We start from the raw sequence: 11,668 nt of genomic DNA on the forward strand, positions 1-11,668 counted from the left end.
TCCATGCTTGGTAGATCATCGGAGCTCGCCGCCGTGTCCCCCTTCTCGACCCCTCCCGCCGCGTACACCGCCGACCTCGTGGTCTTCGGCGGCACCGGCGACCTGTCCATGCGCAAACTGATCCCGGCGCTGTACCACAGCGACAGGGACGGCCGCCTGTCTCCCGAGACGCGGATCATCGCCATGTCCAGGGGCGGGCTGACCGACGCCGACTTCCGCGGCAAGGTGGACGCCGAGGTACGCGACCAGGTCCCGGTAGAGGACCCGGCCATGTGGCAGCGCTTCCTCGGCCGCCTGCACCACGTGTCCGTGGACGTCGGCGAGGCCGCCACGGACCGTGCCGGTTGGAGCGCGCTGACCGCGCTGCTGGCCGGGCACGAGCAGCGCGACCGGGTGTTCTACCTGGCGAGCCCGCCGATGACGTTCGGCCCGTTCTGCCGGCAGCTCGACGAGGCCGGCCTGGTGACGCCGATGTCGCGGGTGGTGCTGGAGAAGCCGCTCGGCCGCGACCTGCCGAGCGCGCAGCGGATCAACGACGAGGTCGGCGCCATCTTCGACGAGCGCCAGATCTTCCGCATCGACCACTACCTGGGCAAGGAGACGGTGCAGAACCTGCTCGTGCTCCGCTTCGCCAACGCCTTCCTGGAGCCGATCTGGAACTCGCTCTGGATCGACCACGTCCAGATCACCGCCGCCGAGACGGTGGGCACGCCCGGCAGGCGCGGCTACTACGACCAGGCGGGCGCCCTGCGTGACATGGTGCAGAACCACCTGCTCCAGCTCCTGACGCTGACCGCGATGGAGCCGCCGGCCCGCAGCGACCAGGAGGCGATCCGCGACGAGAAGGTGAAGGTGCTGCAGGCGCTGCGCCCGATCGCGGGCACCGAGGTCGACCGGTTCACGGTGCGCGGCCAGTACACACGCGGTCAGGGGGAGGCCGGCGACATGCCCGGCTACCTCGACGAGCCCGCGTCCACGCCGCCCACGGACGCCTCGCGCCGGGTGGAGACGTTCACCGCGATCCGCGCCGAGATCAAGAACTGGCGCTGGGCAGGGGTGCCGTTCTACCTGCGCACCGGCAAGCGCCTGCCGAACCGCAGGTCGGAGATCGTGGTGCAGTTCAAGGACGTCCCGCACTCCATCTTCCCCGGCGGCGCGCCGAACCGGCTCGTGCTGCGGCTGCAGCCGGAGGAGGGCATCGAGCTGCACATCATGGCCAAGGAGCCCGGCGCGGGCGACGTGACGCTCAAGCCGGTCCCGCTGTCGCTCAGCTTCGGCAAGACGTTCACCGCGCGGGTCCCGGAGGCGTACGAGCGGCTGCTCACGGACGTCCTGGCGGGCAACCCGACCCTGTTCATGCGCCGCGACGAGGTGGAGGCCGCCTGGCGCTGGATCGACCCGATCCTGTCGGCCTGGGAGTCGTCCGCCGACCTGCCCGAGCCCTACCCCGCGGGGACGACCGGACCCGCGGGCGCCCACGAACTGCTCGGCCGCAGCGGTCGTGCCTGGCACGAGGAGGAAGCGTGACCGTGCGCGCCTTCAGACACAGCGACCTCGGGTTCATGGGCCCGAAGAAGGAGGGACCATGAACCCCGTCGTCCAGGAGATCACCGACAGGATCGCCGAGCGCAGCCGCGCCAGCCGCGCCGTCTACCTCGAGCGGATCCGGCGCGACGGCGAGGCCGCCCGCGCGAAGGGCCCGGCCCGCGCGCACCTGGGCTGCGCGAACCTGGCGCACGGTTTCGCCGCCGCCTCCGCCGAGGACAAGCCCGCCCTGCGGGGGACGGCCAAGCCGGGCGTGGCGATCGTGACCAGCTACAACGACATGCTCTCCGCCCACCAGCCGTACGAGACGTACCCGGCCGAGCTGAAGGCGGCCGTGCGCCGGGCGGGCGGGGTGGCGCAGGTGGCGGGCGGGGTCCCGGCGATGTGCGACGGGATCACGCAGGGGCGTCCCGGTATGGAGCTGTCGCTCTACAGCCGCGACGTGATCGCCATGGCGACCGCGATCGCGCTGTCGCACGACATGTTCGACGCGACGCTGCTGCTGGGCGTGTGCGACAAGATCGTGCCGGGGCTGCTGATCGGGGCGCTGCACTTCGGGCACCTGCCGGCGATCTTCGTCCCGGCGGGGCCGATGACGTCCGGGCTGCCGAACAAGGTGAAGGCGCGAACCCGCCAGCTCTTCGCCGAGGGGAAGGTCGGCAAGGACGAGCTGCTCGACGCCGAGGCGAAGTCCTACCACTCCCCCGGCACCTGCACCTTCTACGGCACCGCCAACTCCAACCAGGCGCTGATGGAGGTCATGGGCCTGCACCTGCCAGGCTCGACGTTCGTCAACCCGCACACCGAACTGCGGCACGCGCTCACCGAGGCGGCCGGGCGCAGGGCCGTGGAGATCACCGCGCACGGCGGCGAGTACACGCCGGTCGGCGAGCTGGTGGACGAGAAGGCGATCGTGAACGCCTGCGTGGCGCTGCTGGCCACCGGCGGGTCCACCAACCACACGCTGCACCTGGTGGCCATGGCCGCCGCCGCCGGGATCGTGCTGACCTGGGACGACCTGGCCTGCCTGTCGAAGGCGGTGCCGTCGCTCACCCGGATCTACCCCAACGGCCAGGCGGACGTGAACCACTTCCGCGACGCGGGCGGCATGCAGGTCCTCATCGGCGACCTGCTCGACGAGGGCCTGCTGCACGCCGACGTGCTGACCGTGGCCGGGCGCGGGCTCGACCGCTACCGCTCCGCTCCCTCGCTCCAGGACGGCACGCTGGCCTGGGCCGAGCTGTCCGGCGGCAGCACCGACCCGGACGTGCTGCGCCCGGTGAAGGAGCCGTTCGCGGCCGACGGCGGCATCCACATGGTCAGCGGCAACCTCGGCACGGCCGTGAGCAAGGTGTCGGCGGTCAAGCCCGAGCACCTGGTGATCGAGGCCCCGGCCAGGGTCTTCGACGACCAGCTCGACCTGCTGCGCGCGTTCGAGGCGGGCGAGCTGGACGGGCAGGACTTCGTGGCGGTCATCCGCTACCAGGGGCCCAGCGCGAACGGCATGCCCGAGTTGCACAAGCTCACGCCGCCGCTGGCCGTGCTGCTCGACCGGGGGCAGCGGGTGGCGATCGTCACCGACGGGCGGATGTCGGGCGCGTCCGGCAAGGTGCCCGCGGCCATCCACCTGTCGCCGGAGGCGGCCGACGGCGGGCCCATCGCGCTGGTGCGCGAGGGCGACGTGATCAGGCTCGACTCCGCGGCGGGGACCCTGGAGCTGCTGGTCCCGGCCGAGGCGCTGGCCCGCCGCTCGCCCGAGGGCCGTCCGCTGAGCGACGCCCAGTGGGTCGGCACGGGACGCGAGCTGTTCGCGGCGTTCCGCCGGATGGCGGGGCACGCCGAGCAGGGCGCGGGCATCTTCGGCGTGAGCGGCGCCGAGTCGCCCGAGCACGGCCCCGGCCTCGGCTTCGCCGCCGAGGCGGGCGCGTCGCACCTGGAGTCCGGCGCCCCGCGGCCCCAGCCCGCGGGAGTCCCGGGATGAGCGTGGTGAGCGCGTTCGCGTTCCCGTGGCTCGTCGCCGACATCGGCGGCACCAACGCCCGGTTCGGGCTGGTCACCTCGCCGGGGGCGCGGCCGTCGCACGTCGCGGTCCTGGCGGGGGCCGACCATCCGTCCCTCCCCGAAGCCGTAGCCGCCTATCTCGCGGAGCTCGCGGGCGGAGTGCGGCCGGGGGCGGCCTGCCTGGCCGTGGCGGGGCCCGTCGAGGGCGAGCGTTACCGGCTGACGAACTCGGCCTGGGCGGGGTCGGTCCGGGAGCTGGACGTGCCGTTCGCGGCGCTGCTCAACGACTTCGAGGCGCTGGCCGTGTCGCTGCCCCACCTCGGCGGCGACGACCTGGTGTCGCTCGGCGGCCCCGACCCCTCGTACGGGGTCAAGGCGGTGCTCGGGCCCGGCACGGGGCTCGGGGTGGGCGGGCTGGTGCCGTCCGGCGAGGGCTGGACGCCGATCCCGGGCGAGGGCGGGCACGTCACCGTGCCCGTCCAGGACGAGCGGGAGCTCGAGCTGGTCAGGGCGCTGCGGGCGCAGGGCCTCGGGCACGTGGTCGCCGAGCACGTGCTGTCGGGGCCCGGCCTGGCCCGGCTGCACCGGGCGCTGGCCGCGGTCAACGGCGTCAGCGCGCCCGTGCTGAGCGCGTCCGACATCGTGGCCCGCGTCGACGACTCGCTGTGCGCGGAGACGGTCGAGGTGTTCTGCGGGATGCTCGGCAGCTTCGCCGGGAATGTCGCGCTCACTCTCGGCGCGCGCGGGGGCGTCTATCTGGGGGGCGGGGTGCTGCCCCGTATCGTGGACCGCGTGCGAGCGAGCGACTTCCGCGCCAGATTCACGGCCAATCCAGATATGTCCGGATACCTGGCGGCCATCGCGACCACGCTGATCGTCGCGCCGCAACCGGCGCTGACCGGCGCGGCCGCCTGGCTGGCGCAGCTCGCCGCCAGGGAGCTGGTCGGGTGACACCGGCCGCACCGCTGCCGGACGCCGCGACGTGGCGTCCGGCGGACCACCGGACCGCTGGTGAGCACCGCGAACCGCGGCCCATGAACCATCGCACCGCTGCGGCGACATCGCCCGCGGCGGCCGACGAAGCACCGCACCCGCCGAGGACTGCCGGCGGGAGCGGCCGATGAGGAGAGACGTTCCATGAGCCTGCTCGATCTCGCCCCCGTGATCCCCGTCGTGGTGATCGACGACGTGGAGACCGCCGTGCCGCTGGCGCGGGCGCTCGTCTCCGGCGGCCTGCCGGCCATCGAGGTGACGCTGCGGACCGCCGTCGCGACCGAGGCCATCCGCCGGATCGCGGACCAGGTGCCGGACGCCGTCATCGGCGCCGGAACCGTCCGGAACTCCCGCGACATCGCGGCATCGGTGGAGGCCGGGGCGAGGTTCCTGGTCTCGCCCGGCACGACCCAGGCCCTGATCGAGGCGCTGGACGCGAGCGGCGTCCCGTACCTGCCGGGCGCGGCGACCGCGTCCGAGGTGATGGCGCTGGCCGAGCGCGGCGTCAAGGAGCTGAAGTTCTTCCCCGCCGAGGCCGCGGGCGGCGTGGCGTACCTGAAGTCGCTGGCGGGCCCGCTGCCGGACGTCCGGTTCTGCCCGACGGGCGGCATCAAGCCCGCCACCGCGCCCGAGTACCTGGCGCTGCCGAACGTCGGCTGTGTCGGCGGCACCTGGCTCACCCCGGCCGACGCGCTGGCCACCGGCGACTGGGCGCGCATCGAGAAGCTGGCCTCGGAAGCGGCCGCCCTGCGCTGACCGGGGTACCGGACGGCCCGCCTGGGTAGGTCAACGGCACCGAAACCGCAGCTCCGGGAAGCCCCTGCCGCTCCTCGGCAAGCGAAGGGGGCCGTCATGCCGGGGTCAACAGCGCAGCAGGACCAGCCGTACGCGCCGCGCACCGCCCAGCCGGGCAGCCTCGAACGGGGGCTCGACATCCTGTTCACGCTGAGCAGGGCCACCCGTCCGCTCAGCCTGGCGCAGCTGTCGAGGAACACGGGGCTGCCGAAGTCCACGGCGCACCGGATCCTGGGCGTGCTCTGCTCGCGGACGCTGGCCAGGCGGGAGGGCACCGGCTACCTGCCGGGCGCGCTGCTGGCCGACCTGGCGGGCGCGGGCAGGGGCCGGATCCCCGGATCGCGCAGGGCCGTCCTGCCGTACCTGCTGTACCTGTACGAGACCACCCGCCAGACGGTGAACCTGGTGGTGCCGTCGGGGCTGGAGGCGCAGTACGTCGAACGGCTGTACGGGCACAACAGGATCGACTCGCTGTCCGACGGCGTCGACCGGGCGCCGCTGCACTGCACGGCGACGGGCAAGGCGCTGCTCGCCTACGACCCGTCGCTGCGGCGGTCGCTGGTGGAGCAGGGCGCGCCCGAGCGGATGACCCGCCGCACGATCACCAGCCTGGCGGCGCTGGACCGCGAACTGGCCCAGGTCCGCAGGTACGGCGTGGCGTACGCGCAGGAGGAGTACACCGAGGGCGTGTCCTGCGTGGCGGCGCCCGTCTTCGGGCCCGGCGGCCGGATCTGCATGGCGGTGGGGGTGGCGGGCCCGGCGTCCGTGGTGCCGTTGGCGCGGCTCGGCATCTCGGTGCGCGGCGCGGCCCAGGCCATCTCGGCGTCCCTCTGCCGGGGGGACGAGACGTTCCGATGACCGGAACGCCCGCCATCGGTTGACCGAAAGCGTTCCACTCGGCGAAACGCCGATTCCCCGGCCCCGGCCTCAGGGGCTCCCATCGTGGGCATGACCACAACACCAGCCCGGACCGGCGCCCTCGACCGGCGGCACCGCGGCCACCCGGGCGAACGCGCCGGGACGCCCCGGCCGCTTCCTGGCCGCCCGCCGCGGCGGTGCCCCTCGGCGAGCGCGTGCCCCCGATGCTCCGGCCACTGAGGAGGCGCCCGCGGTCCGCCGGGCGAGAGCCCGGATGGCCCCGGAACCGCGGGCGCCGGCCGGCCACCCCCAGGGGCAGCCGGTGCCGAGGGGTAGGCGCGCGATCCACCGGACCGGCGAACCCGGACGCGCGCCTACCCTCCGGCGGACCGGCGAACCCGGACGCGCGTCTACCCTCCAGCGGACCGGCGAACCCCACCGACCCGCCGCCCCCGGGCGCGGGCGGGCCGTCCGGGTCGAGGAGGCGGTAGGTGCCCGGCGGGCTGCCCAGGGCGACCGCGCTGGAGAACCTGCGGCTCGCCGTCACGCTTTTCCTGATCGGAGTGCTGCGCGGCACCGTCGTCTCCTCCCGTCGCGCCCACGACCTGACGGCCAGGCTCGCCGTGCCGCGCCGCGCCCGCGCCCTGCTGGCCGGGCTGGAGCGCAAGTACGGCGGACGTCCCGTCCTGGTGCGCGGGCCGTCCGGGCCGACGCTGCTCGTCCTGTCGAGGCGGGACGTGCGGCGCGTCATGTCCGACCCCGAAGACGTCTACGTGTCCTCCGCGCTCGACTCGGGCTCCGGCGTGCATCGCCTGCACGACACGTTCACCGCCGTCGCGCGGGAGGAGGCGGCGTCGCTGGCCGGCGGCGTGGTCGGCTTCGACCGGCTGAACGCCGCCTGGCAGCGCGTCGCCCGGCGCTGCGTCTACGGCGCCGGCGCGGCAGGCGACGAGGAGTTGAGCGCGCTGCTCGCCGAGCTGCGACGGGAGGCCGGCAGGGTCGGGTTCAGCCGCGGGGCACGCCGCCGCCACGAGATCCTCTCGGGCAGGTACGACGCCAGGCTCCTCGACCACCTGCGCCGCGCCGAACCCGGCAGCCTGGCCGGGCTGATCGCCTCCGCGCCCCTCGGACCCGAACTGAACAGGCTCAGGCAGGCGGCGTTCTGGCTGATGGGGTTCAGCGTGACGGCGTCCGGGCTGCTGCAGACGCTGGCGCTGCTCGCCACCCATCCCGCGCAGCGGCACACCGCCGAGACCGACCCCGACTACCTGCGGGCCTGCCTGCAGGAGGGGCTGCGGCTGTGGCCTCCGGCGCCCGCGCTGTCGTGGGTGACCACCCGCGTCACCGACTGGTACGGCACCGCCGTGCCGGCGGGCACCACGGTGCTCGTCCCGATCGGGCTGGACCAGCACGGCGACGACCTGCCGTTCGTCCCCGAGATGTGGCTGGACGGGACGGCCTCCGACGAGCTGTGGGCCACGCCGTTCGGCGAGCGGTGCAAGGGGATGAAGCTGGCCCTGCTGGTGGGCACGGCCTTCCTGGACGGGATGCTCGCGCTCGCCCGTCCTGAGGCGGTCGGGAGGGAGTTGTCGCCGTCCCGTCCGCTGCCCTCCACGCTCAACCCGCTCCGCCTGCGGGTCGTGATGCTGCCCAGAACCCCCAGAAAGGACCCCGCATGACCGCACGCGGCATCACGATCCCCACGCCGGGACCACACGACAAGACCCCACACGACGTCACGACCACCGCACCAGGACCGCACGAGAAGACCCCACGCGACGTCACGATCAGCACGCCGGGACCGTATGGGAAGGCCGAGCGTGCGCTGCGGGAGGCGGCGGCGGAGCTCGCCGAGACCGCGGAGCGGATAGCGGCGATCGGCGACCGCGCCACCGCGATCCTGCTCGGCCCGGACCTCACCACCTCGGCGCCGCGCTCGCCCCGCACGGCCTGGCGCGCCCACCGCGCCCTCCTGCACGCCCTGCCCCACCCCCACGGCCTCGGCCACGCCCTGAGCCCCGTGCTCTCCCCCCTCCGAGACTCCAAGCCGAACGACCGAACCTCCGTCCCGGGCGAGTTGCTGGGTGGTCGGGGTGGCTGGGGTTCTCTGCTGGGCGGGGTGATCTCGTGGCTGCGGCCACCGGCCGGACGTGCGAGCCTGGCCGGCCGCGTGGCCGTCACCTCGCTGCGGTTGCGCGTCTCGGCCCTCACTCTGATCCACCCCGAGCTGGCCGGCGCCGACGCCCTCCTCGACGCCGTCGCCACCGGCAGGGACCCGGAGTCATCCGGCTTCCCGTTCCCCTGCGGAGGCGGCGCGATGCCGCCGTCGGTCGCGATGGTCGCCAGGGAGGTCGCGGCGACGCGGGCGCTGCTCACCGGCCACCCACCCGGCCGCTCCGGCGGCGGGTCCCGCCGTCCGTCCCTCGCCGGGCCGCCGCGGGGCGCGCTCGTCAGGACGGTCACCGGACGGGACGGCGGCGGGGTCGCGGCCGAACGCGTGCCGTTCGCGGCGGCGAGCGGCGAGGGCGGCCTGCTGGACTACCTGGGCAACATCGAGCGCCTCGGCGACGACGGCCGCGTCCTGCTCCAGGAGGTCCGGGCGGGCGGCACCGTCGGATACGTCCTCCAGGCCACCGACACCCGGGACCGCCCGGGTGGTGCGGCGCACGGGAGCGTGGGGCTGCCCGGTTCGCCGGAGGACCTGGGCGGGGCGGCACCCGACAGCGCGAGCCCGCCCGCGGCGGCGCACGGGCACGGCAACGCGAGGCTGTCCGCGGCGGCGCACAGGCACGGCAGCGCGAGACCGTCTGCGGCCGCGTACGCGCAGGGACTGGCCGAGGCTGTCGCCGACTTCGGGGTGCCGGACGGGGCCCTGATCGCGCTCATCGGCCACGGCGAGGGCGGAGCCGCCGTGCTCGGCCTCGCGCGGGACGCGGAGTTCTGCTCCCGGTACCGGGTGACGCACGTGGTGTGCGTCGGTGCGCCCGTCGGCGGCACGCCCTGCGCCGACCCGCGCACCTGGGTCGCGTCCGTCAGCAACCGGCACGACCTGGTCCCCGCGCTGGACGTCCTGGCGGCCGGGGCCCGCCTCGGCCCGCCCCCCGGCTGGTACACCGTCGGCTACACCGACCCCGCCCACACCTTCCCCGGCTGCCACCACGTCTCCGCCTACCTGGCCGGCCTCCGCGACGACCTGCCGGTCACCCGTCTCCTGCTGGAGCGGCGGCTGGCGGCCTACCGTGGGCCGGTGACGCGCTCGCAGGCGTACCAGCTCGGGAACCGTCTCCGGCCGCCCGCCGGCTCCCGGTTCCCGAGCGTCGCGACGGGCCGCGCCGGCACGTCCGCGGGGCCGGTCGAGCAGCCGCTCAGGCAGGCGGCGGCGCGCGCCGCGGTGAGTCTCTTCGCCGCCGTCGCCGCGATCACGATCCGGTAAGGAGGAGGCCGTGGACGATCCCGCCGACACGCTGCGCAGGGACTCCGCCGAGCTGGCGGAGCTCGCCCGCCGCCTGCGCGATCTCGCCGTCAGGCTGCGCGCGGACGGAGCGGCGCCCCCCTGGTTCGAGGCCGTGCTGAACGGCCAGATCATGCGCTGCACGCTGGCCTCCGCCCACCTGGCGGACGCTGCCAGACGCGTCCAGGCCCACGCGGAGGCCCCGCGCCGACGTCCCATGGAGTGGTGATCGAATGGTGTGGGTCGCGCCATGGCACAACCAGCACAACACACCCAGCCCTCCGAGCCGGCGTCCCGTGGAGCGTGCGGCTCTACGTGATCGGTTGTCATGGTCCGGATGCCCGGAGGACACGGCCATCGTCGGGGTGCGGTGTGGCCGCGGGGCGCTCCAGGAGGCGTTCTCCTGGTGGCCGTGACGCGTCCTGTACAGTACCCGTCGTGCGTGATCAACACATCCGGGCAGGTCGCGATGGTGCACGTCGGCGAAGCGGCTGACGGCCGCGTGCGGGTGGTGGTCTCCGGCGGCCGGGTGGCGTCCTGCCGGGTGGATCCGCGAGCGCTGGCCCTGACGCCGGAGGAACTGGCCGGGCACGCGCTGGAGGCCGTGAACGCCGCCCTGGACGACGAGCACACCGAGCAGTCCGGGCAACCGCCGGTCATCGACCCCCTGGCGCTGGCCGGGCAGTTCCGGGAGATTCGCGACGACGTCGCGGCGCGGGCGGAGGACATCACGGCCGCGATCCAGGAGAGCGCCTGGCGGCTACGTCAGGAGGCGGAGGTTTCCCTCGTTGTTCCACGGCTGGATCTCGGGCCCGCCTTCGACCGGCTCGCCGGGGTGCTGGAGGCCATCGGCCAGGCGGCCGGCGACGCCGCCGAAGTCTCCGGCGAGGGCGTGGCCGCCGGAGGGCTCGTCCGGGTGGTCTGCCGGCCGGCGCCGCGGCTGGACTCGGTGACCATCCGGCCCCGGGCGATGCGGAACGCGGCGGAGCTCGGCGATGGCCTCATGACCGCCGTGAACCTGGCACTGGACGACCTGGCGGCCCGCACCCGGGAGTGCCAGCAGGCCGCGGGAGCCGATCCCGAGCAGATCGCCGCCCGGATCGCGGATCTGCGGGAGTCGGGCGTCGCGGAGATGCGGGCCTACGGGCAGGCGCTGAGTGATCTCATGGATAGTATCGGGCCCCTGGACTCAACCGGGGACTGAGACAGGACGTACGACATGGCTGCCGAACTCGAAGTCGATCATGCGCTGCTGGCACGGTACGCCGACGGGCTCGGCGACGCGCACGCCCGCACCCGGGCGACCGTGCGGGCGTACCTGGCGGAGATGGCCTCCTTCGGCCGTCCCTGGGGCGTCAACAACGAGGTCGGCCAGGCGATCGACACGTGCTTCGGCGCCGTGCACGAGGCGTACACACAGTGCCAGCAGGACAACCTGGGAGATTACGCCGCCTACCCCGAGACCCTGCACAAGACAGCCGTCGTTCACCGGTCGGCGGAGGACGCCTCGATGGCGCCGATCCACGACCCCCTGGAAAGGACCGGATGGCATGGGCCTCCAACCTCCTGACGGACAACTCTCCGTCGTGGCCGCCTTCCTGGGGTCGATCTTCCCCGACGGCGACGAGGACCTGGTCGCGGCCATGGGCAAGGTCCCCGGCCGGTACGCCGACCTGATGCGCGAGCCGCTGGCCGACGGGAAGGGGTTCGCGCAGGCCATCGTCGCCACCAGCAAGGGAGACGACTTCACGGCCTTCGCCGAGCACTTCGGCCAGCCGCGGGGCGCGAGCGAGAACCTCGAACTCGCCACCACCGGCACCCGGGTCGTCGGCCTCGGCCTCCAGGTCTGCGCGGCGATCGTGCTGGCGCACAAGGCCCTCACGCTGTACCAGTACGGCGTCACCGCGGCCGCCCTCGCCTCCTCGGGCGGAGCCGGTGGCGCGCTGCTCCCCGTGGTGCGGCAGGCGGGGCGGCGCTGTCTCGACCTGACGACCTACGCCGCGGCGGACGCCGTGCGCCGCTGAA

At 74.4% G+C, this 11,668-nt stretch carries 11 protein-coding genes; all 11 read left to right on the forward strand.

The features are described from left to right. Nucleotides 1-3: 3 nt before the first annotated feature. The 11 genes from zwf (at nt 4) to ABT294_RS46605 (ending at nt 11,667) form a co-directional block, all read left to right on the forward strand. Nucleotides 4-1,527: a glucose-6-phosphate dehydrogenase gene (gene zwf / locus ABT294_RS46555; protein WP_350812945.1), complete on the forward strand. Its 1,524-nt coding sequence runs from the start codon at nt 4-6 to the stop codon at nt 1,525-1,527. Nucleotides 1,528-1,585: 58 nt separating this feature from the next. Then, a complete protein-coding gene (gene edd / locus ABT294_RS46560) occupies nt 1,586-3,526 on the forward strand; it encodes a phosphogluconate dehydratase (RefSeq protein ID WP_350812946.1) in 1,941 nt (646 codons plus the stop codon). Beyond that, nucleotides 3,523-4,497, forward strand: coding sequence for a glucokinase (gene glk, locus ABT294_RS46565; protein ID WP_350812947.1), 975 nt, complete (start codon nt 3,523-3,525; stop codon nt 4,495-4,497). The genes edd and glk overlap by 4 nt, the downstream gene beginning before the upstream one ends. 186 nt (nt 4,498-4,683) lie before the next feature. Continuing rightward, entirely contained in the window at nt 4,684-5,295 is a 612-nt protein-coding gene (gene eda / locus ABT294_RS46570; protein WP_350812948.1) for a bifunctional 4-hydroxy-2-oxoglutarate aldolase/2-dehydro-3-deoxy-phosphogluconate aldolase, read from the forward strand. A gap of 96 nt (nt 5,296-5,391) precedes the next feature. Further along, the gene (locus ABT294_RS46575; protein WP_350812949.1) at nt 5,392-6,192 is read left to right on the forward strand and encodes an IclR family transcriptional regulator; all 801 of its coding nucleotides are present in this window, start codon (nt 5,392-5,394) and stop codon (nt 6,190-6,192) included. Nucleotides 6,193-6,683: 491 nt separating this feature from the next. Next, nucleotides 6,684-7,871 (forward strand): cytochrome P450 family protein, encoded by a 1,188-nt coding sequence (locus ABT294_RS46580; RefSeq protein WP_350812950.1) that lies wholly within the window; start codon nt 6,684-6,686, stop codon nt 7,869-7,871. After that, on the forward strand, nt 7,868-9,625 hold the full coding sequence (locus ABT294_RS46585; RefSeq protein WP_350812951.1) for a hypothetical protein: 1,758 nt from the start codon (nt 7,868-7,870) through the stop codon (nt 9,623-9,625). The genes ABT294_RS46580 and ABT294_RS46585 overlap by 4 nt, the downstream gene beginning before the upstream one ends. Nucleotides 9,626-9,635: 10 nt before the next feature. Beyond that, nucleotides 9,636-9,872, forward strand: coding sequence for a hypothetical protein (locus ABT294_RS46590; RefSeq protein ID WP_350812952.1), 237 nt, complete (start codon nt 9,636-9,638; stop codon nt 9,870-9,872). Nucleotides 9,873-10,085: 213 nt separating this feature from the next. After that, nucleotides 10,086-10,847, forward strand: a complete 762-nt coding sequence (locus ABT294_RS46595) for a YbaB/EbfC family nucleoid-associated protein (RefSeq protein ID WP_350812953.1) — start codon at nt 10,086-10,088, stop codon at nt 10,845-10,847. Nucleotides 10,848-10,862: 15 nt separating this feature from the next. Further along, on the forward strand, nt 10,863-11,213 hold the full coding sequence (locus tag ABT294_RS46600; RefSeq protein WP_350812954.1) for a hypothetical protein: 351 nt from the start codon (nt 10,863-10,865) through the stop codon (nt 11,211-11,213). Next, the gene (locus ABT294_RS46605) at nt 11,194-11,667 is read left to right on the forward strand and encodes a hypothetical protein (RefSeq protein ID WP_350812955.1); all 474 of its coding nucleotides are present in this window, start codon (nt 11,194-11,196) and stop codon (nt 11,665-11,667) included. Before ABT294_RS46600 ends, ABT294_RS46605 begins: the two co-directional genes overlap by 20 nt. Nucleotide 11,668: the final 1 nt, after the last annotated feature.

This window comes from Nonomuraea sp. NPDC000554 (assembly GCF_040300065.1).
Lineage (GTDB): Bacteria > Actinomycetota > Actinomycetes > Streptosporangiales > Streptosporangiaceae > Nonomuraea.